This window comes from Nocardioides candidus (assembly GCF_041321175.1).
Classification (GTDB): domain Bacteria; phylum Actinomycetota; class Actinomycetes; order Propionibacteriales; family Nocardioidaceae; genus Nocardioides.
On the sequence record NZ_JBGGWC010000003.1, the window covers coordinates 402,054 to 427,377 of the forward strand.

The window sequence follows — 25,324 nt, forward strand, 5'->3', positions numbered from 1 at the left end:
GACAACATCGGCAGCGAGAGCGTGGAGCGCCCGGAGCGGGACGTCGTCGACCCTCAACGGGAGTCCACTGGCGCCCAGCAATATCGAAGCCCACGTAGTGGCGTCAGTGCCCACCTTCTCCGACGTACGCCGGCGCCATTCCGCTGTCAGATCGGCGAGTGAGCGGACCTGCTTCGGTGGACGCGTCGCGAGGGTCGCCTGGGCGCGCAGTTCGACAACGGCCTTGTCAGAGGGCTGACGGCCGTGTCGTGCGACGTGCTCGGCGATCAGCTCGTCGGTCGTCAAGTCGATCTCTCGGGCTCGGCTCGAGAACTCGGTGATCAGATCGTCGCCTACTCCGACGACCTCCCACCGCGGGTTCTTCTCAGCTCCGCGCTGCCGCATCTCCCACTCGACGCCGATGTCCCGAGACAGCCGGTCCGCGAGTAGTGCGTTGTAGTGCTCGGACAGCCCGGTCCTGGACGAAAAGACGGGTCGTCCGTCGAGGCTGCGCCAACGTCCATCCATCTGGGTGAGGACCTTGTTGGAGACGACGACATGGGTGTGGAGCTGCGGGTCACCAGCGCGGGAGTCGAAGTGGTCGTACGCCACCGCCGCAACACCGACGACGCCGACCTGCGCGACCGCACCGTCGCTGTCCGAGATGCCCGCGCGGGTGGCGGCGACCTCGCGCTCGAAGAACGCGAGCACTCCGCGACCGCAGCACGATGAGCCGCGACGACTCGCTCCTGAGTGGCGGCATCAGCGACACCCCACAGGACCGACACGGACTTGGGAACGCTGAAGGTGAGGTCGAAACCCGCGACTGCATGGCGCATGCCGAGAGCCGTTTCCTCGGCTTCGATCCGTGATCTTTCGGCGGCACAGTCGTCCTGGGTCATCTCGGGGTCGAGCGCGGCGAAACGCTCACTGATCCGGTCGGCCAGGCGCTTGTAGGTCGGGAACGCTCGCCCGAGCTGCTCGCCTGTGATCGGGTCGCGGCCCATGCCGATGAGGAGGGCGAGCTGGTCCTCGGTCACCGTCATCCCGGCCATCAGCTGTCCTCCGCCGAAGGCGCTGAGGCCCGCCCCCATCCACCTCCCCGCGGGCGTGCCGACCTCGGAGTAGTAGCGCGTGAGCGGCGTCGACAGCGGGCGATTGCCGTCGCCCGCCGCGACGCTGCGCAGCAGGTACTGATAGCCGCTGCCCGCGGACATCCTGCGTATCGAGACCGTCACGGCCGCTTCCGTTCCACAGACCCCAGGTGCGCGCTTCTCTCCACAGACCCCCTCGATCTGCACACGTGTGAAGGCGAGGAGGCGGTAGAGAGGCAGGAGTAGCGGGAGGGGCGCCGGACGGAGTGCAGCGAGTGGCGATGGGCCGGTGGAAACGAGTGAGGCAGCGGAGGGCAGCGGAGCGAGGAGAGAGACGAGCGGGTGACGACGGTGGCAGGCTGGGCTTGGGCAATGCCGAGCGCCTGACCCCTGACGAGGCCCGGGGTAAAGACGCCGGGTCCGAAATCAGGATTCGGGCTTACGATGAGGTCAGACGATGTACGCACCGCCCGCGGGCCGTCGTCGCGCCTCACGCCGAATGGTGAGAGGACAAGGACATCGTGCCGCCGTTGTCGGCGGTGAAGTCGGTGACCGCCACCATGATCTGGACGCGCGCCTGGCGGTAGCCCTCAGGATGCCGCCACTGCCAGACGCCGTCGTCCCGGTGAAGCGGCTGCGCCCCCTCCCCCGGGTGGATGTCGATGATGGAGCTGACGCCGACGCTGTAGGTGGGGGTCAGCTCGAGGCGGTCCTCGCCGAAGTACCCGCTCTGCGGGATCTCGAGGAAGTGGCTGGCGATGCCGGCGTACAGCGGATGCCGCACCGCGGTCGCCGCGTGCTTCGTGTGCTGGAAGATCCCGTACAGACGCTTCGTGCGGTGTCCGGAGAAGTCGTCCTGCCCCCAGGGCGTCGCTGCCATGGCGAGATCGATCTCGCCGCGGAGCTCCGCGAGCGTGGCCTCGTCGAAGAAGTCCCTGACGATGACCCCTCCGTCGCGGTCGACGACCGCGACCGCCTCCTCGAGCGATGCCCCGGGTTCGAGGGTGGTGAGTGTTCCCATGACGCACGTCCTTCAGGTTCCGGTGGATGAACGTGATCACGATCACGCCGGACGCCTGGGCGGACTACGACACTGCGCACCCCGATTCGCGCAACGGTGTGCACTCTGTCGCAGCCATGGGGCAGCGCTGCCTCGGTGTCCGGGCCACCGCCGCGCACGGGCCCAGCCAACGCAGTGAGCGTTTGAGCCCGAGAGCCTCTGAGCGCGCCGAGCTCGAGGCTTCGAATTCCCGACTTCTGCAGACGCGGATCCAGATCTCCGCGAGGGTGGGCCAGAGCCATGCCGCAACTCCCGTGGCGCTCGGGGCTCGCCAAGGAGTTGGGAGACAGCCGTGCCGGCTCGTCTGAAGCGTCCGTCCCTGTTGATCGCTGCGGCTGTGGCTGCGCTCGTTCTTGCTGCGGTGGCCCCTGTGGCCCTCGGGGCCCCGGGCGACGTCCAGACGGGTGTGGCGCGCGAGATCGCCCCGGGAGCCGCCTCCTCCAGCCCCGAACGACTGACGGTCGTGGGCTCGACGCTCTTCTTCACCGCCGACCACCCGTCGTACGGGAGGGAGCTGTGGAAGACCACCTCCGACGGGGTGACGAAGATGGTCAAGAACATCGACCCCGGGACCATGAGCAGCAACCCGGAGGAGCTCACCGCGGTCGGTTCGACGCTCTTCTTCACCGCCGACGACGGCACCGGCGACCGCGAGCTCTGGAAGTCCGACGGCACTGGACCTGGGACGGTCCGGGTCCGCAACATCAACCGGGTGCCGAACCCCGACTCCAACCCCAACGCGGCCAGCTGGCCCGCGGAGCTGACCGAGGTCAACGGCAGGTTGTTCTTCGCGGCCCAGGTGGGCCAGCAGCCCGACCCGATCAGCGGCCTGCAGCCCGCCGACGACCGTGAGCTCTACGTCTCCGACGGCACCGCCGCGGGCACCCGCCGCGTCGCGAACATCCTCAGCCAAGGAGCCACCCATGCCGCCGGCTCCAGCAACCCGAGCTTCCTCACGTCCTGGGGAGGCGGGCTGTACTTCAGGGCGGTCGACCAGTACGGCGTCCGACTGTGGCGCAGCGACGGGACCCGGACCGGCACCGTCCCCGTCTCTGCGGTCCCGATGGCTCCCGAAGCGCTCACGGTGGTCGGCAACCTGCTCTTCTTCACCGGTAGCAGGGGCAGCTACAACCGCGAGCCGTGGGTGACCGATGGCACCGCCGCCGGCACCCGGATGCTGCGTGACCTCGATACGTTCCCCGGCAGTCCGAGCAACCCGGACGAGCTCACCGCGGTCGGCGACCGCGTCTTCTTCTCAGCCGACGTCGGCGGAGATCGCGAGCTCTACAGCTCCGACGGCACGACGACAGGGACCCGCCGCGTCCGCAACATCAACCTGCAGCGCAGCTCGGCTCCGAGCGAGCTGACCGCCTTCCACGACGAGCTCTACTTCCAGGCGACGATCGACGGCAACACCGAGCTCTACCGCTCCGACGGCACCTTCGCCGGCACGGTGCTCGTCAAGGACATCTACAACGGCGGCGGCAGCTCGCCCACCGAGCTCACCGTCGTGGGCGACCATCTCTTCTTCCATGCCCTCACCTCCTTCAACACCAGCGAGAGCAGGCCCTACGACCAGCTGGTCCGCTCCGACGGCACCGCCGCCGGCACCGTCCCGGTCGGTGTGGCGGGTCCCGCGGGAGACGGGGTGCCCTCGGGCTTGGGTTCCTTCAACGGGACGCTCTACTATCGCGACTCCAGCCCTGGGGCCGGTGTCGAGCTGTGGAAAGCCACGATCGAGCCGTAGCGTGCGCCCGGCGCGGCGAATCCCTCTCCCGTTCGGCTCCGTGGGCCCGCCGAGCGCCAGCAGCAGCCCGCCGTCCCCAAGAATCTCCTGAAAGCCGCACGGTCGGCCGCGACGCGTTGATATACCGAAGTCATGTCCTCTGGGACGGTCCGGCGCCGCCTCGCGGCGCTGCTCATCCTCGGCGTCGCGCTCTCGCTCGCCGTGCCGTCGGCGACCCGCTCGCCTGAGCCCACCACCCGATCCGCCGCCACGACACCCGCCGCCCCCCGCCACCGGCACCCACTCACCACTGCCGCCGTGGCCCACGACGAGTCCAGTGCGCTGACCTCGCTGCGCACCCCCCGCACCCGGAGCAACGGTGAGAGTGACGAGGGCGAGGAGGGCGACGGCCCGGACCGTGACGGACACCCCGAGTCGCACGACCGGGTCGACGACTACGTGCTCGCCCACGGACACGCGGCCCGCCATGATCAGGTCCGCCAGGGTCGACCGGCCACGAGCGCGGCCATCGCACCTGTGGCGGGCGCGAACTTCGAAGGGGTGGGCGACGGGTTCACCGGACCCCAGGGCACCTACACCCCGCCGGTGTTCCCGCCCGACCCGAACATCGCGGTGGGGCCCCACGACATCGTCGAGGTCGTCAACACCGATCTTGCGGTGTTCGCCAAGAACGGGACGCCGACGTACGGGCCCGTTCAGGTCAACACGGTGTTCGCCGGCTTCGGTGGCGCGTGCGAGGTCGACAACGACGGCGACCCGATCGTGCAGTACGACGCCGCCGCCGACCGTTGGATCATCAGCCAGTTCGCCAACGTCGGCTCGTCGACCGGGCCGTACGACGAGTGCGTCGCGGTCTCGGCCACCGCCGACCCCACCGGCGCCTACCACAGGTACGCGTTCGAGTACGCCGGCTTCCCCGACTACCCGAAGGTGGGGGTGTGGCCGGACGCCTACTACATCAGCTACAACATGTTCGACTCGGCCGACGGCGGCTTCCAGGGCGGCCAGGTGTGTGCACTGGACCGCGCGAGCATGCTGGCCGGCAACCAGGCCACCCAACAGTGCTTCACGACGAGCACCGGCGGCCTCATGCCCTCCGACGTGGACGGCACCCCACCTCCCGCGGGAGCCCCCGACCTCGTGCTCGGACTGACGGCCTCCAGCACGTCGCTGAACGCCTGGCGCTTCCACGTCGACTGGGCCGATCCCGGTGCGACCACCTTCACCGGACCGACACAGGTCGCGGTGGCGCCGTACGCCGGCACCTGCTCGGGCGCGAACTGCATCCCCCAAGATGGAGCGCCGTCGGTCGACGGCATCGGCGACCGGCTGATGTACCGCCTGGCCTACCGCAACTTCGGCGGCCACCAGTCCTGGGTGGTCACGCACAGCATCGTGAGCGGCTCGTCGGTCGGGCCGCGCTGGTACGAGCTGCGGCTCAACGCCCAGGGAGACCCGCAGGTCTACCAGCAGGGCACCTACGCGCCCGACGGGAACTACCGGTGGATGGGAAGCGTCGCGATGGACCAGTCCGGCGGGATCGGACTGGGCTACTCGATCTCCAGCCCGACGAGCCATCCCTCGGCGTACTACACCGGGCGGCAGGCCGACGACCCACCGGGCCTGATGACCGCGACCGAGACGAGCCTCGTGGACGGCACCGGGGCGCAGACGCAGGAGACCTCGCCGCGCAACCGTTGGGGCGACTACACCGCGATGCGCGTGGACCCGGCCGACGAGTGCACGTTCTGGTACGTCAACGAGTACCACGCGACCGACGGCCGGAAGAACTGGCGCACCAGGATCGGATCCTTCGCGGTACCCGGCTGCGGGCTCGCCGCCGACGACTTCGACCTCGCGGCGCGCACCTGGACCGCTGCGGTCACCGCGGGCTTCGACCGGGACACGTCCATCGACACCGCGATCACCCACGGCGCCGCCCAGCCGGTCACGATGTCGGCGAGCGGGATGCCGACCGGGGTCACCGCCGATTTCAGCAGCACCACCGTCTCGACCGGGGACAGCACAACGCTCACCCTGCACACCGCGACGAACACCCTGCCGGGCAGCTACCCGATCAAGCTCACCGCGACCGGCGCCGGCGCCACCCACGCGACCTGGTACACCCTGGTCGTCAAGCCGCGGCCGAGCTACATCTCTGTCGGCGACGTCAGCGTGCGCGAGTCCGCCACCCAGGCATCCGTCACGCTCACCCGGACCGGAGCGACCTCGACCGCCGCGTCAGTGAGCGTGACCACGACCAACGGGACCGCGACCGCCGGAGCCGACTACACCGCACTCTCCTCCACGACGGCCAGCTTCGCCGCGGGCCAGGCGCGCGTGACCGTCGCGGTGCCGATCCTCGAGGACACCCTGGGCGAGCCCGACGAGACCTTCAACGTGCGCCTGACCAGTCCTACCGGTGCGACGGTCAGCGACGACACCGGAGTGGTCACCATCACCGATGACGACGCCGCGACCTACCTCGCGGTCGGCGACTCCTCCGTCACCGAGAGGAGCAGCGGGAGCCCGGTCGCGACGTTCCGGATCACCCGCAGCGGACGGACCTCCCAGCCGGTCTCGGTGAGGTACTCGACCAGCAACGGATCTGCGAACGCGCCCGGCGACTTCACGGCGCTCCCGTCGACCGAGCTCGACTTCGCGGCAGGTGAGACCAGCAAGACCGTCAGCGTGCCGATCGTGCCCGACACGGCAGACGAGCCCGACGAGTACTTCCTGCTGCACCTGAGCCAGCCCGCCGGCGCCCTCGTGCGCGACGACACGGGGGTGGCGACGATCGTGGACGACGATCCCGCGGTCTCCTTCACCGTCGGTGACGTCTCGACCCCGGAGGGCAACACCGGCACCCACACGGTGAGCTTCACCGTGTCCCGCTCGGGCAGCACCGCCGCCCCGGTGAGCGTCAACTACTCCACCTCGAACGGCGGTGCGACCGCCGGAAGTGACTATGTCGGGATCCCCACCACCACGCTCGGCTTCGCGGCCGGTGAGGCGAGCAAGAGGATCGCGGTCACGATCGACAGCGACTCCACCGATGAGCCGGACGAGACGTTCCTGCTGCGATTGAGCACGGCCGTCGGCGGCACGATCGCCGACGACACCGGCGTCGCGACGATCACCGACGACGACCCCGCGTCCTACGTCGGGGTGGCCGACGCCGTGGTGACCGAGGGCAGCGCGGGATCCACCGACATGAGGTTCCGGATCACTCGCAGCGGCAACACGGCGGTACCGGTGTCGCTGCACTACGCGACCTCGAACGCGACCGCGACCGCAGGCAGCGACTACACCGCGCTGCCGGTGACGACGCTGAGCTTCGCTGCGGGCGAGACGAGCAAGTCGGTGACGGTGCCGGTGCTCGGCGACACTGCGACCGAGGCCAACGAGACCCTCCTCCTTCGACTGAGCAGCCCGGTCGGCGCAACACTGAGCGACGACACGGGAGTCGGCACGATCGTCGACGACGATGGCACCGCGTCGCCTGGACCGAGCACCTTCGTCTCGGTGGCCGACGTGTCGGCGAAGGAGAGCGACGGGTCGGTCACCTTCCGGATCACGCGCTCCGGCGACACCAGCGGCACCACGACGATCACCCGGACGACCAGCAACGGCTCGGCGCAGGCCGGCACCGACTACACCGCGCTCGCGCCGGCATCGCTCACCTTCGCCCCAGGTCAGAGAGCGACGACCGTCAGCGTGCCTCTCTTGTCCGACACCCTCGACGAGCCGGCCGAGACGTTCAGCCTCCGGCTGAGCAGCCCGACGGGAGCGACCATCGCCGACGACACCGGTCTCGCCACTCTCGCGGACGACGATCCGACCACGTACCTCAAGGTCGCGAACGTCACCACCACCGAGCGCAACAGCGGCAGTCATCTGGTCACGTTCACCATCACGCGGTCGGGCGCCACCTCGGCCCCGGCGAGTGTCACCTACGCGACGGCCAACGGCACCGCGACCGTGGGCACCGACTACACCAGCGTGCCCCCGTCGACCGTCACCTTCGCCGCCGGAGAGACCCGCAAGACGGTGGGTGTCACGGTCGTCAGCGACACCGTCGACGAACCGGCCGAGACGTTCCTGCTCCGCCTGACCTCCCCGGTCGGAGCGACCATCAGCGACGACACCGGCGTGGCGACGATCATCGACGACGACCCGGCGACGTACCTGAGCATCAGCGACATCTCGACCCCAGAGCGCAGCTCGGGAAGCCACACGGCGACCTTCACGGTGAGCCGGTCCGGCAGCAGTGCGGCGGCCATCAGTGTCAGCTACGCCACCACCGGTGGCACGGCCACCGCAGGCACCGACTACACGGCCATCCCCGCCACGGTGCTCACCTTCGACCCGGGCCAGACGAGGCGGACGGTCTCCGTCACGGTGTTCGGCGACACCACCGACGAGCCGAGCGAGACCTTCTGGCTCCGCCTGTCCTCGCCGACGGGCGCGATCATCAGCGACGACACCGGGGTCGCGACCATCGTCGACGATGACGCACCCGCCTACCTCGCCGTCCGTGACGTAGTGGTCCAGGAGGGTGACGCCGGGTCGAGGAGCATGACCTTCACCGTCGTCCGCAGCGGCAGCACGACCGAGCCCGTGTCGGTCACCTACGCGACCGCGAACGGCACTGCGACCGCCGGATCCGACTACACAGCCGTGCCGGCGACCGTACTGACCTTCGCGGCCGGCGAGACCACCAAGACCGTCTCCGTGCCTGTCCTCGGCGACACGGCGCCGGAGGCCGACGAGACCTGTCTGCTGCGGCTCTCCTCGCCGGTCGGCGCCGTGATCTCCGATGACGTCGGCGCGGCGACCATCGAGAACGACGACGGCTGACGCGCCCAGCAGGGCGGGCTGTCGCCCTTTGCGCGCCGACGGACGTACCAAAGTCCGAGATCGCCCTGAGCTCCACGCTCGGGACGACGTCTCAGGACCACTTGGGTACGCCCGTCGGCGGGTCCTGACCTCGACCACGTGCGTCCGAGGGCTGCCGGACGACGTTTCGTCTCCCGCGCCGGTGTGGGAGGTGCGCGCCCGGGTAACACAGCAGGACCGTCGACCCTGGAGAAGCTGTGCGCATATCCGTCACCGGCGCCACCGGCAACGTCGGTAGCGCACTGCTCCGCCGGCTCACCGGGTCCGGGCAGCACCAGGTCACCGGACTGGCCCGCCGTCTTCCGGACGCGGGCTACACCGACCCCGACGTCACGTGGGTGGCCGTCGACCTCACCCGTGAGAGCTGCGCGCCGGCGTTGCGCGCGGCGTTCGCCGGTGCCGACGCCGTGATCCACCTGGCGTGGGGCTTCCAGCCGTCTCATGACCAGGACTACCTGGAGAGGCTCGCACTGGACGGCACCCGGCGTGTGATCGAGGCGGCGACGGCCGAGCAGGTGCCGCACCTGGTGCACATGTCCTCGATCGGCGCCTACTCGGCGAAGGTCGACGACGAGCCGGTCGCCGAGGACTGGCCCACGGAGGGCATCGCCAGCTCCTGGTACGGCCGCACCAAGGCGGCGGCCGAGCGGATGCTCGACGCGCACGAGGCGAGTGGCCGCAGCCCCGTCGTGACCCGGATGCGTCCCGGCATCGTGGGACAGCGCAGCGCAGGCAGCGCTCTGCTCCGTTACGGCGTGCCCGGGCTCGTGCCCGCCGCCGCTCTCGACTGGCTCCCCGTCCTGCCGATGGACCGCCGCCTCCGGGTGCCGATGGTGCACAGCGACGACGTTGCGGCAGCGGTCGAGCAAGTCCTGCTGAGGCGCGCCACGGGTGCGTTCAACCTCGCGGCGGAGCCGCCCCTGACGACCGATCGGATCGCGAAGGCACTCGGCGCACGGCCGCTGCACGTGCCGTCAGCAGTACTCCGCCCCCTCATGTCGGCGGCGTGGCACGCTCGCCTCCAGCAGGTGGACCCCGGTTGGCTCGACCTGGCCTTCGGGCTCCCGCTGCTCGACACCTCGCGGGCGCGCCGTGAGCTGGGCTGGGTGCCGACCGTCGATGCTCAGACCGTCTTCGAGGAGACGCTCGCCGGCATGCGTGGAGCAGCGTCGGACCGCACGTCGGTGCTCCGCCCGCGCTCGGTCGCAGCCCAGCTGCGAGCCGCTGTCCGACAGGGCCCGGTGAGCAGCCGGCAGCAGCCCTGACGTCGTACCCTGCCTGATGACCTCAGCGTCGGTCGCGCACCCGGCGACCAACCGCGTCGCGGCACTGCTGACCGCGGCGCACATCGGTCCGGGCCTCGCGGTCACCGTCGTCGTCGGAGTGCTGGCCGCGACCCGCGACGTGCCACCGCTGACGACCGCGCTGCTCGTGACAGCCGTGTTCACCGGCCAGCTGACGGTCGGTTGGGGAAACGACCTCGCCGACGTCGCTCGCGACCGGGCCGTCGGGCGCAGCGACAAGCCGATCGCCACCGGTGCTCTGCCGGCCCGGCTGGTGACGACCTGGCTCTGGGTCGCCGGCCTCGCCTGCGTGGCCCTGTCGGTCGCCGCCGGCTGGCGTTGCGGGCTGCTGCACCTGGCGCTCGGGGTGGGGCCGGCCCACGCCTACAACCTCTGGTTCAAGGCCACCGCGTTGTCGTGGCTGCCGTACGCCGTCGCGTTCGGCGCCCTCCCTGTCGTCGTGTTCCAGGCCGGCCCCACGCCGTCGGGTGCACCCTGGTGGATGGTCGGCGCCGCGGCGGGACTCGGCGTGGCGGCGCACCTGCTCAACGCGGTGCCCGACCTGGCCGACGATGTGGCGACCGGCGTGCGGGGTCTTCCGCACCGCCTGGGTGCCGGGCCTGCCCGGCTCGTCGCGACACTGTTCCTCACAGCCGCGTCGGCAGCGTCGGTACTCGGTCCTCCGGGTCGTCCGGCGGCCTGGGCGTGGGGTGTCCTCGGCCTCGTCCTCCTGCTGGCCGCCCTCGCTCTCGGCGGCCGCGGTCGAGCCCCCTTCCGGGCCGCGATCGCGATCGCGCTGCTCGACGTGGTGCTCCTCGCCCTCGCCAGCCGGTGATCGCCACGGGCAGGTGTCGGCGACCTGCCTCGCACTGAGCGACGAGCAGCAGAAATGCACCGATCTCCCGGTGTCCATCGGAACACCGGGAGATCGGGTCGTCATCGCTCAGGCCATCTGGACGACCCGTTCGGCGACGAGGCGCTCGGCAGGCTTCTCGGCCCGACGGGCGTGCCAGAGGCCGAGCGCGACGAGCACCAGCAGGACGACGCCGGCCCCGAAGGACACATAGGCGGCGATCCCGGCGATGGTGCCGATCGTGGCGAAGGCGTAGCCGTAGAGGAGCAGGCCGCGCAGGGTGTCGCCCATGAACAGCGTCTGCCGCAGCTGGCCCAGGGCCTGGCCATCGGGCGTGGCCTTGTCGGCGTCGGACAGGGCGATGTACTGGCCGCTGACCTCCTCGTAGGTGCGGCCGTCGCTGGCGGCGTTCATGTGCACCAGGATGTAGTGGTCGGCGAAGGCCTTGGCCTCTGCGCCGGTGTCGAGGGTGCTGCCCGCGTAGGGCTCGAGCGCCTTGGCGTCCGCCTTCGGCAGGTCGGCGAGCGCGTCGCCCGCGGGCATGGTGATGTCCTGCATGGCCAGCTGGTCGTGGACCTGGTCGCCGATGAAGATGTTGGCCCAGGTCAACAGACCGCCGGCCGTGAAGAGGACGGCGGCAAGGGCCAGACCCGTCCACGAGATGAGCTTGTCGAACGCCGAGCGCATGATGACTCCTTTTCCGTTGCGGTGGGCCGGCGCCCTCCGCGTTGGCTCCACGTTGGCACCGCACCGGGGCCGGGCATCAGGGCCTGGGGACAGGCCTTCGACAGGCAGAAGGTCCTGTCGACGGAAGGACGTTCGAGTCGCCCGAGGCACGACATCGGGACCTTCGACTCCCCCACCTGCGACGAATGGCCGGTCCCCTTCCGCCGTCGGTGCCGGAGGGTGGGAGCGAGCCCAGTCCTCGGCCAAGCGGTCGGGGTCGACAGAAGGAGACGGTGATGAAGGACCACTGGTTCAGCAGCAAGCTTCGCGACCTCACTCGGGACGAGGCCCTCAGCCTGTTGCACTCGCAGTGCGTCGGTCGGATCGCGTTCGCCGACGACTCCGGCCCCGACGTGCTCCCGGTCAACTACATGATGTCCGGCGAGGACGTCCTCATCGCGACGTCCGCCTACGGCGCGATCGCCCGCGCGGCGACGAACGGGCGGGTGGCCTTCGAGGTGGACGAGCTCGACGGGTACACCGAGTCGGGATGGTCGATCGTGGTCCGCGGGCGGGCCACCCGCGAGGCGCCGTTCGTGACGTCGGCAGACAAGCCTCGACCCTGGGTCGACGGCGTACGGACCTACGTCCTGCGGATCACTCCCGACGTCATCAGCGGTCGGCGGCTGATCCCCTCCTGACGCGGGGGCTCAGCGGCGCGGCACCGACCAGCGCAGGCGCGTCCCTCGACCTCGGCTGGACTCGATCGTCAGGGTGCCGCCACGCTTCTCCGCCCGGCGCCGGATGTTGGCGAGGCCACTCTCGATGGCGTCGGCCGGCATGCCCCGCCCGTCGTCGGTGACCGTCAGCGCGATCTCGTCACCAGCGACGAGACGGACCTCGCCCGAAGAGGCAGAGGCGTGGCGGGCGGCATTCGACAGGGCCTCGCCCAGCACCGCGAGCAGGTCGGGGACGAGCTCGGCAGCGACCAAGGTGCGGATCGGGCCCTCGAAGGTCAGCTTCGGCCGGAACTTGAGGGTCGCCGCGGCGCGATCGACGAGGCGGCTGACCTCTGCCTGTACGTCGTCGGACGAGTCCGAGGACCCGAGCTCGAAGATCGTGCGGCGGATGTCCTTGATCGTGGCGTCGATGTCGTCGACGGCCTGGTCCAGGCGCTTCGCCACCTCGGGGCGGTCGGAAAGGCGGCCGGTCCCTTGCAAGCCGAGACCCACCGCGAACAGCCGCTGGATCACCAGGTCGTGCAGGTCACGACCGATCCGGTCGCGGTCCTCGAGCACGGCGAGACGCTGCTGGTCCTCGCGAGCCCTCGCCACCTGGAGGGCCAGGGCCGCCTGACGAGCGAAGCTCGAGGGCAGTTCGAAGCCCACGGCGCGGTGCTGGTCGGCGTTCTCCGGGCTCCAGCCGAGTGCCAGCGCGCCGCGGATCTCGCTCGATGTCGCGCCGAGCGGCACCACGATCGCGGGGCCGATCACCGGCCACGCGGACAGGCCGGCGACGCTGACCGGTTCCTGGGCGACGTCGGGGATGGAGATCGGCTCACCGGACTCGACGACGCGCCCTCCGACCGCGTTGCTCACCTGGAGGGACGCCAGCTCGTCGGGGTCCGCATCGACGCCCGAGATCGCCCGGACGCTCAGCGCCTCGGGGGACGACCCCGCGACGATCCACGCCACATCTGCCGCGGCCACCTCGCGGGCGTGGTCAGCAATGGCTTGGAGGGCGTTCGCGGTGTGGGTGCCCGACAGCAGGGCGGTGATCTCGGCCGTCGCCCGCAGCCACGCCTCGCGCCGTCGCGCCTCCTCGTAGAGCCTCGCGTTCTCGATCGCAACCCCCGCGGCGGCGGCGAGGGCGACCACGATCTCCTCGTCGTCGTTCGTGAAGTCGGTGCCACCCTGCCGCTCCGTGAGGTAGAGGTTGCCGAAGATCTGGTCGCGGATCCGCACCGGCACCCCGAGGAAGGAGTGCATGGGCGGGTGGTTCGCGGGGAATCCGTAGGACTCCGAGTGCTCGGCGATGTCGTGCAGACGAATGGGCTCGGGCCGGTCGATGAGCAGCCCGAGCAGGCCGTGCCCGCGGGGCAGGTCCCCGATCTCGACGGCCTCCTCCTCCGTGATCCCGTGGTAGATGAACGTGCGGAGCCGCTTGTCCGATGCATCCCCCAGGACACCGAGCGCGGCGTAACGGGCCTCGGCCAGCCGACTGGCGATCGCGACGATCCGGGAGAGGACGCCGTCGAGCGTGAGGTCGGCCGCGATCGAGACCACCGCGTCGAGGAGGAGCCGGAGCCGCTCCTGCTGGTCGAGCGCGCCCTGCATCCGCGCCTCGACCTCACGCACGAGCGTCTCGAAGTCCGCCTTCTCGAGGGCAGGGTCGGTGGAGCCGGGGCCGCTGCCCGGTGCAGACGACGCCATCTCAGGCGCCGGAGGGCCGCTCGTGCTTCACCGCGAAGATCGCCGCCTGCGTGCGGCTCGACAGCCCGAGCTTCGCCAGCAGCGAGGACACGTAGTTCTTCACGGTCTTCTCGGCCAGGAACAGCTCGCCGGCGATCTCCCGGTTGGTCATGCCCCTCCCGATCAGCTCGAGGATGCGCTGCTCCTGCTCGGTGAGCGCCTGGATCTCCTTGTCCACCGGCGGGCCGTTGCGCAACCGCTCCAGCACCTGTGCAGTCACGGACGGATCCAACGTCGACTGGCCCGCTGCCACTCGGCGCACCATGTCCACGAGGTCGTTGCCCCGGACCTGCTTGAGGACGTAACCGGCCGCGCCGGCCATGATCGCGGAGAAGAGCGCGTCGTCGTCGTCGTACGACGTGAGGATCAGCGCTGCGATGGACGGGTCCTGCGATCGGATGTCGCGGCATACGTCGATGCCGGACCCGTCGGGCAAGCGCCCGTCGAGGATCGCGACGTCGGGCCGCAGCGCCGGGATCCGCCTCCTCGCCTCGTCGGCCAGACCGGACTCCCCGACCACCTCGAAACCGGGCTCGCTCTCCAGGAGCTCACGGATGCCCCGCCGCACCACCTCGTGGTCGTCGAGCAGGAAGATCCGGATCGTCGCCGGTGAGGGGGTGGGCGCATCGCTCATGGCAGCAACGCTAGACCCCCCGCGGTCGCGCAACAGCAGATCAAAGGCCTTCCACGACAAGGACCTTTGCCCCTGGGGTGGCCGCAGGATCCCGGCCAGGCTCGCACCACGCGACAAGATTGAGGTGCGAAGCGATGTTGGTCGGAGAAGTGATGACCGCGAGTCCGGTCACGGTCAGCCCGGATGCCACGTTGAAGGCCGCTCTGAGGCTTCTGGACGACAACGGTGTCACGTCGTTGCCCGTCGTCGACGACGACGGCGTGATCGTCGGCATGGTGAGTGAGGCCGACCTGATCCGCGAGCTGGTGCCGGCGGATCCACGGATGAAGCGCCTCCTCCCCCCTGTCAGGGATCCCTTCGGCCTCCCGGAGGTCGTCGCCGAGGTGATGTCTCCCCATGCGGTCACCATCCGGCCCGAGGACGACGTGGCGACGGCGGTCGGGCTCATGACCTCGACGACGATCAAGAGCCTCCCCGTCGTCGATCGCGACCAGCACGTCGTGGGGATGATCAGCCGCCGCGATGTGGTGCGGACCCTGGCGCGCAGCGACGAGAGCCTCCAGAGGGAGGTCGACGCCTTCCTGACGTCCTGCGGCCTCGCCGGTTGGCTGGTCGAGGTGAGCAGCGGGATCGTCGACCTCACCGGACCCGCCGACGTCTCCGAGCGAGCCATCGCGCCGCTCCTCGCGCGGACCGTCCCCGGTGTCCTCGAGGTCCGGGTCTCGTGATCCCGCGACCCGTGCTGCACAGGTTGATCGAGCTGGCGTGCCTGGCGCCCAGCGTGCACAACACCCAGCCGTGGGCCTGGCGGACGAAGGATGACCGGGTGCTGCTGTACGGCGACGACGACCGCCTGCTGCAGGAGGAGGACCCGCTCGGTCGCAACCTGGTGATCAGCTGCGGCGCCGCCCTCGACCACCTCCGTGTCGCAGCGCGGGCTCTCGGTCTGGCGGCAGAGGTCGTCCGACTCCCCCAGGGCGTCGAGAGCAGCCTGCTTGCCGAGGTCCTGCTCTCCCCCGGCCAGCGTTCCGACACCGCTGCCGAGGACATCGCACTCCTCCGTGAGCGGTGCACCGACCGGCGGAGATTCACGTCGTGGCCCGTGCCCGGCGAGCTCCTGGACGAGCTGTCGGCGCAAGCGCGACCGCACGGGGTGCACGCCTTGTCGGTCACCGACCCCGGCACCCGGTTCCGTCTCGAGCTCCTCTCCGAGCGCGCACACCTCCTGCGCGCCGTCGATCCCGGTCCGACCGCCGAGCAGCGCCGCTGGGTCGGCCGGCACGGGTCGGACGGGGTGCCCGTCGCCGTACTGCCTGCCGACCCGGGGCCGGCATCCGCGCGATTCGCCCCCGGCGTGGTCGTCGAGGGTCGCGCCCTGCTCGACGGCGGCGACGGGGTGATCGTGCTCGGCGCAGTCTCCGACGACCCCATGGCCTGGCTCCGCACGGGAGAGGCCCTCAGCGCCCTGTGGCTGCACGCGACCAGGCACGGTCTGTCGACCGTGCCCATGAGCCTTCCCATCGAGGTCTCCTCGGTGCGCGACGAGCTGCGCGACGCGGTCCTCGGCGGCGCGTTCCAACCGCACATCCTGGTCCGCATCGGCTGGCAGGCGATCGGCCGCAGCGAGCTGCCTCGCACCCCGAGGCGACCGCTCGCGGACGTGCTCGTCGGGTGACGAGCGGGCGGCCGGTCAGGCTCGCGCCGAGCACCCTGTCCGCGAGGGGCCATAGGTCCCGCCGGTTCCGGGGACTCGGACCGTACCGGGGCCGCGCCGCGAGACCCAGGCTGAGGGCATGAACAACATCCAGCCAGGAAGCATCGTCGTCGGCGCCGACGGATCCGCCGACGCCCGTCGAGCCGTCCAGTGGGCCGCCGAGCAGGCGGCTCTCGAGCGACGGCCCCTCGTCGTGTTCACGGCTGCACGCCAGACTCCTGCGATGGTCGGCAGCTGGCCCGGTCCCGCCTACGTCTATCCGCCGGACGAGCTGCTCGCGAGCGCCCAGGACATCGCCGACGAGGCATCAGCCCTCGCCTCCCGCCACCGCCCCGGGATCGCCGTGGCGGCCTCGACCGCAACCGTCGAGGCACGCTCGGCGCTGATCGATCTCGCCTCGGACGCCCACCTCCTCGTCCTCGGGTCCCGCGGACGCGGGCCGGTCGGGAGCAAGGTGCTGGGGTCGGTCAGCGCCTTCGTCACGAGGCACGCCGGGTGCCCTGTCGTCGTCTGCCGGCCGGGTACCGACCTCCGCGTCAAGAACGGGGTCCTCGTCGGAGCCGACGGCACCGCGGAGTCCCTCCCCGTCCTCGACTTCGCGTTCCGCCAGGCTTCCCTGCGCGACCAGCCCCTCACGGTGCTGCACTCGTTCTTCGACGACCTGGCGGTGGGTGACGGCGCCGACCTCGCGCGCCGTGACGAGCCCGGGCTGGAGCGGCAGCGACTGCGGGTCGCCGAGACCATCGCCGGCTTCGGCGAGCGCTACCCCGAGGTCCGGGTCGGCGTCCAGGTCACGCACGGGATCCCTGCCGACACCGTGTCCGCGATCGCCGACCGCCACAGCCTGGTCGTCCTCGGTCATCACCCGACGGACTCCGTCGCTCGCCACCTGTCGAGCGCCGTCGCGACCGCCGTCCTGGAGCGGACCCACACGAACGTCGCCGTGGTCCCCGAGGCCGCGGCGGGCTCGTTGTCCCGGGCCCGCCGCGGCCGAGGATGACGCCGTGTCCCACGTCCACGAGCTGTCGTACGACGACTGCGCGATGCTGCTCCGCGCCGGCGTCTTCGGTCGGATGGTGCTCAGCCGGCCGACCGGGCCCGAGATCGTCCCCGTGAACTACACCGTCGCCGGCGACGCGGTGCTCGTGCGCACCGCGCCCGGGACCCTCCTCGACCGGTACGCCGGCGGCGCCCACCTCGTGTTCGAGGTCGACGACGTCAACTACGAACGGTGGCACGGCTGGTCCGTGGTCGCGCGCGGCGTGGGCGAGCGACTGTGCGCCGACGACCTGACCGATGACGAGCAGCGATCACCGAGACCGCCGCACTGGGTCACACGCGAGGAGGAGTCGTGGCTCAGGCTGCGGTGGATCACGCTCACCGGGCGCCGGCTGGGCCACGGGTGGAGCCCTGCGGCAGAGATGCCGGTGCTGAGGTCCGGCACGAGGACAGGTGGCTGAGGGGTCCACCCCCGGCGGCATCGTGGTCGCGGTCGCCATCGTGGGCTTCTGGCTCCGGGCACTGGTCGGGGCGCTGATCTACGTCCGCGGGCCGCGGCCGGAGCTCAAGGCCACGTACCGGGCCGGCCGATGGGGCGACGGCGTGGCAGGAGGCCAGCCAGCCCGGCGCCGATGACGGCGCCCAGGGCGTTGTGCTCGACGTCGGCGACCGAGGGCACCCTGGTCGGGAACCAACGCTGCTGGGCGAGCTCGATGCAGGCCGACGCGAGGACGCACAGGGCAGCCGCCAGCAGCGGACGCCCGAGCACGACGGCGAGCAGCAGGCCTGCGGGCACGAACAACGCGACGTTGGCGAGCACCTCGGTCTCGCTCCAGTCCATCCTCCCGCTCGAGAGGTGGGTGGCCCAGTAGTCGGCCAGGTCGAAGACCGGGCGGCCGGCAGCCGGCTCGGCGAGCGTCAGCCGGGCGACGAAGAACGAGTAGAGGGCGAGAAGAGCAGCGGCGGTCCAGCGCATGCCTTCGACGCTAGGCAGCGGCCGGCCGACCCAGCTCGGCCTCGGGTACCGATCAGCGGTCCCTCGGTACCGCTTCCGGTCGACCTCTCCGCGGCGGCACCCGTCGGTTGCGGCCCGGCCCTCGGCGAGGCAGGGTCGGAGGACGACGACGGAGGAGGAGCACATGGCCGAGCTCATGGTCGACGTCATCACGTCGCTCGACGGGTTCTCGTCGGCGGAGGGCTGGCCGGGCCTGTGGGGCCTGGGCGGGCCCGACTACTTCGCGTGGCTCGCAGAGGACGGAGCCCGAGCGCGCACGACGCTGATGGGTGCGACGACGTACCGCCTGTTCACGGGGTTCGTGGAGTCGGGCGAGGAGGACCTGAGCGATCTCACCGCCCTCGACAAGGTCGTGTTCTCCTCCACGCTGGACGAACCGCTCGCCTGGGCCAACACCAGGCTCGTGCGCGGTGACGCGGTCGAGGCGGTGCGGGCCATGAAGCAGGACGGCGAGACTCCCCTGCGCACCATCGGCAGCCTCAGCCTGTGCCGGGCGCTCGTCGCGGCGAACCTCGTGGACCGGTTCCGGGTCGTCGTCTTCCCTGTCGTCACGGGTGCGTCGGGCCGCGAGCACTTCTACACGGGCTGGCCCGACATCGCCCTCGAGACCATCGACCACCGCACCTTCGACGGCCGCCTCCAGCTGATGGAGTTCGTGCCGACCGTGCTGGACCGGCCGCCCACCAGCTCCGCGGCGCACGCGTAGCCGGCGCGGGCCGCGCCAGAAGCGCGGGTCGACGACCTTCATCGACGACGCCAGGTCGGCCAGTGCGTACGGCGACCCGCAGCCGGAGCTACGCCAGCGGGTAGGTGGGGTACTCCACGCCCGAGATGCTCTGGACGACCCGCACGACCTGGCAGGAGTAGCCGAACTCGTTGTCGTACCAGACGTAGAGCATGGCCTGGTCGCCGTCGACCAGAGCCGCGTTGGCGTCGACGATCGAAGACGCGCGCGAGCCGACGAAGTCGCTCGAGACCGCATCGTTGGCCGTGGTGAAGTCGAGGCAGCGGCTGAGCGGGCCCTCGAGCGAGGTCCGCCGCAGGTGATCGAGCACCTCGGCGCGGTCGGTCGCCTTCTTCAGCTGCAGGCTGAGGATCGCCATCGAGACGTCGGGCGTGGGCACCCGGATCGAGTTGCCGGAGATCGACGCCTCGAGGTCGGGGAGCACCTTCTTCACCGCCGACGACGCGCCGGTGGCGGTGAGCACCATGTTGATCGGCGCGGACCGGCCGCGCCGGTCGGCCTTGTGGTAGTTGTCGAGCAGGTTCTGGTCGTTGGTGTAGGAGTGCACCGTCTCGACGTGCGCGCGCACCAGCCCGAACTCGTCGTCCATCGCCTTGATGGTCGGGACGATCGCGTTGGTCGTGCACGATGCGCACGACAGCACCCGCTCGTCGGGGTCGACGCCCAGGTGGTTGACCCCGTGCACGATGTTGGGGATGTCGCCCTTGCCCGGCGCGGTCAGCAGCACCTTCGCGATGCCGGGCCGCAGGTGCCGCTCCAGGCCCTCGCGGTCGCGCCAGACGCCGGTGTTGTCCACCAGGATCGCGTCGTCGATGCCGTACGACGTGTAGTCGATCTCGTCGGGCGAGCCCGCGTAGATCACCTGGATCGCAGTGCCGTTGGCGACGATGACGTTGTTGGCCTCGTCGATCTGGATGGTGCCGTTGAACTGGCCGTGGACCGAGTCGCGCCGCAGCAGCGAGGCCCGCTTGGCGAGGTCGCCCTCTCCCCCGCCGCGGACGACGACGGCTCGCAGCCGCAGGCCGCTGCCCGCGCCGGTCTTCTCGACGAGGAGCCGGGTGACCAGCCGGCCGATCCGGCCGAAGCCGTAGAGCACGACGTCCCGCGGCTCGGCTCCCGCGGGCTTGTTGTCCCCCGCGATGTCGTCGAGCGCCTCGGCGACGAAGTCGGCGATGCTCAGGCCGCGGGCGTCGGCGGCGTAGGCGGCGTGCAGGCGCGCCAGGTCGATCTTCACCGACCCGATGTCCAGGTCGCTGACCGCCTGGAGGAAGGCGAAGGTGTCCTGGACCGACAGCTCCTCCCCGCTCACCCGCCGGGCGAACCGGTGGGTCTTGATGATGCGGACCGCGTCCTTGTTGACCAGGGACCGGCTGTGCAGCAGGACCGTCACGTTCTTCTCGCGGTGGAGGGCCCCGATCAGGGGGATCGCTGCCTCGGCGACCGCCTCCCGCTCGTTCCACTCGGCGAGGGTCTCTTCGTAGGTCGTCACGCAACTTCTCCTGCTAGCAACGGGCGGGATCGCAGGAAGATCCAACCACCCCTCGCGCGCTCGGCCACCAACGCCGCGGACGTGAAATCGAGCACTACCCATCCGTTCGCCGAGCGGCTCCGAAGACGCTGTGAGGCGCGTCACACGAGCCGCGCCCGGAACAGGGAGGTTCGGATGAACGACACGAGCAGGCGCAAGTTCCTGGCTGCGGCAGCAGCGGGAGCGGGCGGCGTCGCAGCAGGGACCGTGGGGTTGACCATCACGTCGGCGGACGCCTCCAGCCCGTCGAAGCGGGGCCCGTCGACGCACGGCAAGGAGCCCGTCGTCGCCTGGATCGAGGACCCGGCCTCCGACCAGCTCGTGCTGATGTCCGGCGACCGCGAGGTCACCGTGCGCGATCGCGACCTGGTGGCGCGGCTCCTCTCGGCGACGGGAGGCAAGTGATGTCGTCCCACCGCGAAGCACCCGAGATCTCCAAGGACCCCGTGGCCGACGGCACCGACGTCTACGCCTTCGTCAGCCCCGACCGACCCGACACGGTCACCCTCATCGCCAACTTCATCCCGCTGCAGAAGCCGGACGGAGGGCCGAACTTCTACGAGTTCGGCGACGACGTGCTGTACGAGATCCACGTCAACAACGACCGGCGGCCCGCAGCGGACCTCACCTACCAGTTCCGCTTCCACACCGAGGTGCGCAACCCCAACACGTTCCTCTACAACACCGGGCCGATCTCCGACATCGCGGACACGACGTGGAACCGGCCGCAGTACTACTCCGTCACCGAGGTGCGGGACGGCGAGAAGCGGGTGCTCGGCAAGAACCTGCCCTGCCCGCCGGTCAACGTCGGGCCGCGCAGCCTGCCCGACTACGCCGCCGTCGCCCGCCAGGCGAAGGTCAACCTGCCGGGCGGGAAGAAGGTGTTCGCCGGCCAGCGTGCCGACGCCTTCCACGTCGACCTCGGCAGCATTTTCGACCTCGGTGCGCTGCGTCCGTTCAACGAGGCCCACCTCATCTCGATGCCGGAGATGAACGGCCGCAACGCCGTCCAGTCCTACAACGTGCACACGATCGCGATCCAGGTGCCGATCGACCAGCTCACCCGGGACGGGTCGCGACCGCACGACCCGATGCTGAAGAAGTCCGTCATCGGCGTGTGGGCGACGGCGAGCCGCCGCAAGTCACGCGTCTTCGACGCCGCCTCGGGCACGTACGTCGGCGTCGGGCCCTGGCAGCAGGTCTCCCGGCTGGGCAACCCGCTCTTCAACGAGGTCGTCGTGCCGATGGCCTCGAAGGACAAGTGGAACGTGGAGCCGCCGGCCGGCGACGCGGCGTACGAGCAGTACGTCAACCACCCCGAGCTCGCCGGGCTGCTGCCGGTCCTCTACCCCGGGGTGTTCCCGAACCTGAAGGCCTACGACAAGCCCCGGGCGGACCTGCACGCGATCCTGCTCACGGGCATCCCGACCGGCGTGGTGCCCGGCTTCCAGAACTACACGGGCGACACCCCGGCGGACATGCTGCGGCTCAACGTGGCGATCCCTCCGTCGGAGTCACCCAACGACCTGGGACTCGTCGCCGGGGACGCGGCCGGCTTCCCCAACGGGCGCCGCATCGACGACGACGTCGTGACGATCGAGCTGCGGGCGATCGCGGGCCTGACGATCCCGCTCGTCGACCCGTCGTTCACCCCGGACGGTGCGACGAGCGCCATCCAGGACGGCACGTCCAACACCAACGCCAAGCTCCTCAATCACTTCCCCTACCTCGGACTGCCGGGAGGCGGCTACCAGACCGAGCCCGGCACGACGAAGGCGTCATGAGCACCGCGACGCAGGCGGAGGCCGAGAACCGGTACGCCGGGCAGGGTGCAGTCCTGCTCGACATCGGCGGGGACGTCGGGGCGCTGGTGGTGACGATGCCGGAGCACCTGCTCGGCACGGAGATCGAGATCGAGCCCGTCGACGGCCACCACGGTCACGAGCACAGCCACGGGCACGGCCACGACCACGACCACGGCCACGACCACGGGGGTCATCACCGCGCACACGTCGCGGTGGTGTCCCGTCCGGTCCTCACCGGCTCGGTCGCGTCCCTCGTCTTCCCGGAGCTGCGCGAGGGGCGCTACCGGCTCTTCGCCAAGGGCGAGCACGAGGTGCGGATGGAGGTCGAGGTGGTCGGCGCGCAGGTGACGACCACCGCCTGGGCGGGTTAGCCCCTGCCCATGGTGCGCGCCGCGAGGTCGGCGAGGAGTGCGGCCATCCCGCGCCCCTCGCACAGGTGGCGCTGGCGGGTGGGCTCCGGCGTCCGCGTCAGCAGGTCGTCGACGACGTCGAGGCTCCCCGCGAGCCCGTCCGGGCCGAGCACGCGGCGCGCACCGGCGACCGCGGTCGCCGCGACCTCGCGCAACGGTCGCCGGCACCCGTCGCTGTCGAGCACCATCGCGTCGAGACCGTGGCGGCAGGCCCGGAAGTCGTTGTCGAGCAGGTACTCCTCCGGGAGGTCGTCGGGGTCGGGGTCCTCGACCGCGCAGCGGGCGACGCCCTGCACCAGCGCGGCCAGTCCGGCGACGGTCGCCAGCGAGTGCTGCGCATCCATGACGCGCACCTCGATCGTCCCGAGCCGGGGTTGCGGACGCAGCTCCCAGCACACGTACGTGTAGTCCGGCACCTCCGACGCCGAGATCGCCCGGCCGACCTTGTCGAGGTAGTCGTCCCAGCTGCGCAGCACCGGCGGCATCGTGGTGCGCGGATAGGACCTCAGGATCGCCGGCCGGACGCACGCGAGCCCGGAGTCCCGGCCGTGCCAGTACGGCGACCCGGCGGCCAGCGCCCGGAAGAGAGCCAACCGGTTGCGGAGACCCCGGAACGCCAGCACTGCGCTCGCAGCGTCGGGCACACCGACGTGCACCTGGAAGCCGGCCGTCGGCGTCCGCAGCAGACCTCCGAACTCCGCCGCGAGGAGGTCGTAGCGCGGCGACCGGGTGAGCGCCGCGGTCCCGATGTCGGCCGCCGGGTGGACGCCGGCCGCCATGAGCCGCGCGCCCTGCTCGACCAGCGACCCGCGCAGCCCGCCCAGCGACCGCGCCACCTCCTCGGCATCGGCGCAGACCGGCGTCTCGAGCTCGACCTCGTCGGCGAAGATCTCGCCCTTGACCACCCCGTCGGCAGGTGCCTGCGCGCGGAGCCGGGCCAGCAGTGGCGCCGCGGACGCCCCGAGGAGGTGGTTCTCCTCGTCGACGAGGAGCAGCTCGTCCTCGACACCCAGCGTGAACTCGCTCCCGGCAGGCCAGTCGGGGATGGGCGCAGGGTGCTGGCCAGGGGTGGTCACGGAGCGGCGGTACCCGCGATTCAGCCCGAGGATGCCCTCTCGCAGTCCTCGGCCCGGCCGAGGAGGAGCGCCTGCTCGCTCTCGTTGCGGGTGAGCGCAGCCGCCTCCCGGAAGGAGAGGGCGGCCTCGGCGGGCCGGCCGCCCCTGGCGAGGAGGTCGCCGCGCACGCTCGGGAGCAGGTGCGAGCCGGCGAGCGCACCCTCGGGGAGCGCGTCGAGGACCGCGAGGCCGGCGGCCGGCCCCGACGCACGGCCGTGGGCCACGGCGCGGTTGACCTCCACGACCGGGCCCGGAGCGGCCTCGGCGAGTACGTCGTACAACCGCGCGATCGTGGCCCAGTCGGTCTCCTCCGCCGTCGCCGCCCGCGCGTGCCGGGAGGCGATGGCGGCCTGGAGGTAGTAGCGCCCGACGGGCAGGCCTCGCCGGGCCAGCTGCTCGGCACGGTCGAGGGCGACCAGCCCCCGACGGATCAGCAGCTCGTCCCACAGGCTGCGGTCCTGGTCGTCGAGGAGCACCGCGCGGCCGTCGGCGCCGACCCGGGCGGCTCCTCGCGACGCCTGCAGCTCGAGGAGCGCCTGCAGGCCGTGCACCTCGGGCTCGTCGGGCATCAGCTCGGCCAGCATCCGCGCGAGCCGGATCGCCTCGTTGGTCAGCTCGGGGCGCATCCAGTCGTCGCCCGCGGTCGCGGTGTAGCCCTCGTTGAAGATCAGGTAGACGACGGCCATCACGTCGTCGAGCCGCGCCTCCCGCTCCGCGCCGACGGGCAGCTCGAACTCGGCCCGCGCCTCGCTCAGCGTCTTCTTCGCGCGGGAGATCCGCTGCCCCATCGCCGACTCGGCGGCGAGGAAGCCGCGCGCGATCTCCGCCGTCGTCAGGCCGCCGACCAGGCGCAGCGTCAGCGCGGCCCGCGACTCGGCGCTCAGCTGGGGGTGGCAGGACAGGAAGATCAGCCGGAGGACGTCGTCCTCGATGAAGTCCACCTGCGAGGAGAGATCGGGCATGCCGTCCTCCTCGCTCAGGCCGCGACCGATCTCCTCGGTCTTGTGGCGCAGGTTGTCGGCGCGCCGGAAGCCGTCGATGGCGCGGCGCTTCGCGGTGGTCATCAGCCAGGCCGCCGGGTTGGCCGGGATGCCGTGCGCGGGCCACTGCTCGAGCGCGCTCACGAGCGCGTCCTGGGCCAGGTCCTCGGCCAGGTCGAGGTCGCGGGTCATCCGCGTCAGGGCGCCGACGAGCCGCGCGGACTCCGCCCGCCAGGTGGCGGTGATCGCGTCCGCGGTCGTGGGCGCCGTAGGGACCATGCGGCCAGCCTAGGAGTGACCTCCGGCCGGCCGCACGGTCGCCGACGT

General features: G+C 71.1%; 21 protein-coding genes and 1 pseudogene. 13 read left to right on the plus strand and 9 right to left on the minus strand.

Annotated features, from left to right (window positions below; translation table 11 throughout):
• Positions 1-180 precede the first annotated feature (180 nt).
• Both mobF and ACAX67_RS16200 read right to left on the minus strand, forming a co-directional pair.
• A pseudogene (gene mobF / locus ACAX67_RS16195) lies at positions 181-1,196 on the minus strand (MobF family relaxase); the annotation flags it as partial.
• A gap of 367 nt (positions 1,197-1,563) precedes the next feature.
• Positions 1,564-2,094: a phytanoyl-CoA dioxygenase family protein gene (locus tag ACAX67_RS16200; RefSeq protein WP_370704900.1), complete on the minus strand. Its 531-nt coding sequence runs from the start codon at positions 2,092-2,094 to the stop codon at positions 1,564-1,566.
• 400 nt (positions 2,095-2,494) lie between these two features.
• Between ACAX67_RS16200 and ACAX67_RS16205 the strand changes: the two genes are divergently transcribed.
• The 4 genes from ACAX67_RS16205 (at position 2,495) to ACAX67_RS16220 (ending at position 10,897) form a co-directional block, all read left to right on the plus strand.
• The gene (locus ACAX67_RS16205; RefSeq protein ID WP_370704901.1) at positions 2,495-3,880 is read left to right on the plus strand and encodes a hypothetical protein; all 1,386 of its coding nucleotides are present in this window, start codon (positions 2,495-2,497) and stop codon (positions 3,878-3,880) included.
• Between the two features lie 132 nt (positions 3,881-4,012).
• On the plus strand, positions 4,013-8,740 hold the full coding sequence (locus ACAX67_RS16210; protein WP_370704902.1) for a Calx-beta domain-containing protein: 4,728 nt from the start codon (positions 4,013-4,015) through the stop codon (positions 8,738-8,740).
• 236 nt (positions 8,741-8,976) lie between these two features.
• Positions 8,977-10,044: an NAD-dependent epimerase/dehydratase family protein gene (locus ACAX67_RS16215; protein WP_370704903.1), complete on the plus strand. Its 1,068-nt coding sequence runs from the start codon at positions 8,977-8,979 to the stop codon at positions 10,042-10,044.
• Positions 10,045-10,060: 16 nt separating this feature from the next.
• The gene (locus tag ACAX67_RS16220) at positions 10,061-10,897 is read left to right on the plus strand and encodes a UbiA family prenyltransferase (protein ID WP_370704904.1); all 837 of its coding nucleotides are present in this window, start codon (positions 10,061-10,063) and stop codon (positions 10,895-10,897) included.
• 108 nt (positions 10,898-11,005) lie between these two features.
• Here the strand turns inward: ACAX67_RS16220 and ACAX67_RS16225 are convergent, their stop codons facing one another.
• Positions 11,006-11,602 (minus strand): hypothetical protein, encoded by a 597-nt coding sequence (locus ACAX67_RS16225; RefSeq protein WP_370704905.1) that lies wholly within the window; start codon positions 11,600-11,602, stop codon positions 11,006-11,008.
• A gap of 275 nt (positions 11,603-11,877) precedes the next feature.
• Between ACAX67_RS16225 and ACAX67_RS16230 the strand changes: the two genes are divergently transcribed.
• Positions 11,878-12,282 (plus strand): pyridoxamine 5'-phosphate oxidase family protein, encoded by a 405-nt coding sequence (locus ACAX67_RS16230; RefSeq protein WP_370704906.1) that lies wholly within the window; start codon positions 11,878-11,880, stop codon positions 12,280-12,282.
• A 9-nt stretch (positions 12,283-12,291) separates the two neighbouring features.
• On the opposite strand, the gene ACAX67_RS16235 is transcribed toward ACAX67_RS16230, so the two are convergent.
• Positions 12,292-14,013 (minus strand): sensor histidine kinase, encoded by a 1,722-nt coding sequence (locus ACAX67_RS16235; protein ID WP_370704907.1) that lies wholly within the window; start codon positions 14,011-14,013, stop codon positions 12,292-12,294.
• A gap of 1 nt (position 14,014) precedes the next feature.
• On the minus strand, positions 14,015-14,686 hold the full coding sequence (locus ACAX67_RS16240) for a response regulator (RefSeq protein ID WP_370704908.1): 672 nt from the start codon (positions 14,684-14,686) through the stop codon (positions 14,015-14,017).
• Positions 14,687-14,838: 152 nt separating this feature from the next.
• Here ACAX67_RS16240 and ACAX67_RS16245 point away from each other — a divergent pair, with 152 nt between their 5' ends.
• The 4 genes from ACAX67_RS16245 (at position 14,839) to ACAX67_RS16260 (ending at position 17,860) form a co-directional block, all read left to right on the plus strand.
• Complete coding sequence (locus ACAX67_RS16245) at positions 14,839-15,414, plus strand: CBS domain-containing protein (protein WP_370704909.1); 576 nt, start codon at positions 14,839-14,841, stop codon at positions 15,412-15,414.
• Positions 15,411-16,361 carry an Acg family FMN-binding oxidoreductase gene (locus ACAX67_RS16250; protein ID WP_370704910.1) on the plus strand — a complete coding sequence of 317 codons (951 nt, stop codon included), beginning with the start codon at positions 15,411-15,413 and terminating at the stop codon, positions 16,359-16,361. Before ACAX67_RS16245 ends, ACAX67_RS16250 begins: the two co-directional genes overlap by 4 nt.
• Before the next feature lie 118 nt (positions 16,362-16,479).
• Positions 16,480-17,400, plus strand: coding sequence for a universal stress protein (locus ACAX67_RS16255; protein ID WP_370704911.1), 921 nt, complete (start codon positions 16,480-16,482; stop codon positions 17,398-17,400).
• Positions 17,401-17,404: 4 nt separating this feature from the next.
• Complete coding sequence (locus ACAX67_RS16260) at positions 17,405-17,860, plus strand: pyridoxamine 5'-phosphate oxidase family protein (protein ID WP_370704912.1); 456 nt, start codon at positions 17,405-17,407, stop codon at positions 17,858-17,860.
• A 104-nt stretch (positions 17,861-17,964) separates the two neighbouring features.
• Here ACAX67_RS16260 and ACAX67_RS16265 read toward each other — a convergent pair whose 3' ends face one another.
• Positions 17,965-18,375, minus strand: a complete 411-nt coding sequence (locus tag ACAX67_RS16265; protein WP_370704913.1) for a VanZ family protein — start codon at positions 18,373-18,375, stop codon at positions 17,965-17,967.
• Positions 18,376-18,538: 163 nt separating this feature from the next.
• On the opposite strand from ACAX67_RS16265, the gene ACAX67_RS16270 reads away from it, so the two are divergent.
• Positions 18,539-19,120, plus strand: a complete 582-nt coding sequence (locus ACAX67_RS16270) for a dihydrofolate reductase family protein (RefSeq protein WP_370704914.1) — start codon at positions 18,539-18,541, stop codon at positions 19,118-19,120.
• A gap of 88 nt (positions 19,121-19,208) precedes the next feature.
• On the opposite strand, the gene ACAX67_RS16275 is transcribed toward ACAX67_RS16270, so the two are convergent.
• The gene (locus ACAX67_RS16275) at positions 19,209-20,648 is read right to left on the minus strand and encodes a glyceraldehyde-3-phosphate dehydrogenase (RefSeq protein WP_370704915.1); all 1,440 of its coding nucleotides are present in this window, start codon (positions 20,646-20,648) and stop codon (positions 19,209-19,211) included.
• Positions 20,649-20,822: 174 nt separating this feature from the next.
• Here ACAX67_RS16275 and ACAX67_RS16280 point away from each other — a divergent pair, with 174 nt between their 5' ends.
• From ACAX67_RS16280 to ACAX67_RS16290, 3 genes are read left to right on the plus strand one after another with little or no spacing between them, the layout of a single operon-like run.
• A complete protein-coding gene (locus tag ACAX67_RS16280; protein ID WP_370704916.1) occupies positions 20,823-21,092 on the plus strand; it encodes a twin-arginine translocation signal domain-containing protein in 270 nt (89 codons plus the stop codon).
• Complete coding sequence (locus ACAX67_RS16285; RefSeq protein WP_370704917.1) at positions 21,092-22,471, plus strand: DUF4331 domain-containing protein; 1,380 nt, start codon at positions 21,092-21,094, stop codon at positions 22,469-22,471. The genes ACAX67_RS16280 and ACAX67_RS16285 overlap by 1 nt, the downstream gene beginning before the upstream one ends.
• Positions 22,468-22,863 carry a hypothetical protein gene (locus tag ACAX67_RS16290; protein ID WP_370704918.1) on the plus strand — a complete coding sequence of 132 codons (396 nt, stop codon included), beginning with the start codon at positions 22,468-22,470 and terminating at the stop codon, positions 22,861-22,863. The genes ACAX67_RS16285 and ACAX67_RS16290 overlap by 4 nt, the downstream gene beginning before the upstream one ends.
• Here ACAX67_RS16290 and ACAX67_RS16295 read toward each other — a convergent pair.
• Positions 22,860-23,978 (minus strand): carboxylate-amine ligase, encoded by a 1,119-nt coding sequence (locus ACAX67_RS16295; protein WP_370704919.1) that lies wholly within the window; start codon positions 23,976-23,978, stop codon positions 22,860-22,862. The genes ACAX67_RS16290 and ACAX67_RS16295 overlap by 4 nt on opposite strands.
• A 20-nt stretch (positions 23,979-23,998) precedes the next feature.
• Positions 23,999-25,276: an RNA polymerase sigma factor gene (locus ACAX67_RS16300; protein ID WP_370704920.1), complete on the minus strand. Its 1,278-nt coding sequence runs from the start codon at positions 25,274-25,276 to the stop codon at positions 23,999-24,001.
• Positions 25,277-25,324: the final 48 nt, after the last annotated feature.

Excerpts from the sequence above, each read along its gene's own strand:
- ACAX67_RS16235 (WP_370704907.1), bottom strand. The coding sequence starts at position 14,013 with ATGGCGTCGTCTGCACCGGGCAGCGGCCCCGGCTCCACCGACCCTGCC.
- ACAX67_RS16210 (WP_370704902.1), top strand. The coding sequence starts at position 4,013 with ATGTCCTCTGGGACGGTCCGGCGCCGCCTCGCGGCGCTGCTCATCCTC.
- ACAX67_RS16300 (WP_370704920.1), bottom strand. The coding sequence starts at position 25,276 with ATGGTCCCTACGGCGCCCACGACCGCGGACGCGATCACCGCCACCTGG.
- ACAX67_RS16225 (WP_370704905.1), bottom strand. The coding sequence starts at position 11,602 with ATGCGCTCGGCGTTCGACAAGCTCATCTCGTGGACGGGTCTGGCCCTT.
- ACAX67_RS16280 (WP_370704916.1), top strand. The coding sequence starts at position 20,823 with ATGAACGACACGAGCAGGCGCAAGTTCCTGGCTGCGGCAGCAGCGGGA.
- ACAX67_RS16270 (WP_370704914.1), top strand. The coding sequence starts at position 18,539 with ATGGCCGAGCTCATGGTCGACGTCATCACGTCGCTCGACGGGTTCTCG.
- ACAX67_RS16265 (WP_370704913.1), bottom strand. The coding sequence starts at position 18,375 with ATGCGCTGGACCGCCGCTGCTCTTCTCGCCCTCTACTCGTTCTTCGTC.
- ACAX67_RS16285 (WP_370704917.1), top strand. The coding sequence starts at position 21,092 with ATGTCGTCCCACCGCGAAGCACCCGAGATCTCCAAGGACCCCGTGGCC.
- ACAX67_RS16245 (WP_370704909.1), top strand. The coding sequence starts at position 14,839 with ATGACCGCGAGTCCGGTCACGGTCAGCCCGGATGCCACGTTGAAGGCC.
- ACAX67_RS16290 (WP_370704918.1), top strand. The coding sequence starts at position 22,468 with ATGAGCACCGCGACGCAGGCGGAGGCCGAGAACCGGTACGCCGGGCAG.
- ACAX67_RS16200 (WP_370704900.1), bottom strand. The coding sequence starts at position 2,094 with ATGGGAACACTCACCACCCTCGAACCCGGGGCATCGCTCGAGGAGGCG.
- ACAX67_RS16220 (WP_370704904.1), top strand. The coding sequence starts at position 10,061 with ATGACCTCAGCGTCGGTCGCGCACCCGGCGACCAACCGCGTCGCGGCA.
- ACAX67_RS16230 (WP_370704906.1), top strand. The coding sequence starts at position 11,878 with ATGAAGGACCACTGGTTCAGCAGCAAGCTTCGCGACCTCACTCGGGAC.
- ACAX67_RS16255 (WP_370704911.1), top strand. The coding sequence starts at position 16,480 with ATGAACAACATCCAGCCAGGAAGCATCGTCGTCGGCGCCGACGGATCC.
- ACAX67_RS16240 (WP_370704908.1), bottom strand. The coding sequence starts at position 14,686 with ATGAGCGATGCGCCCACCCCCTCACCGGCGACGATCCGGATCTTCCTG.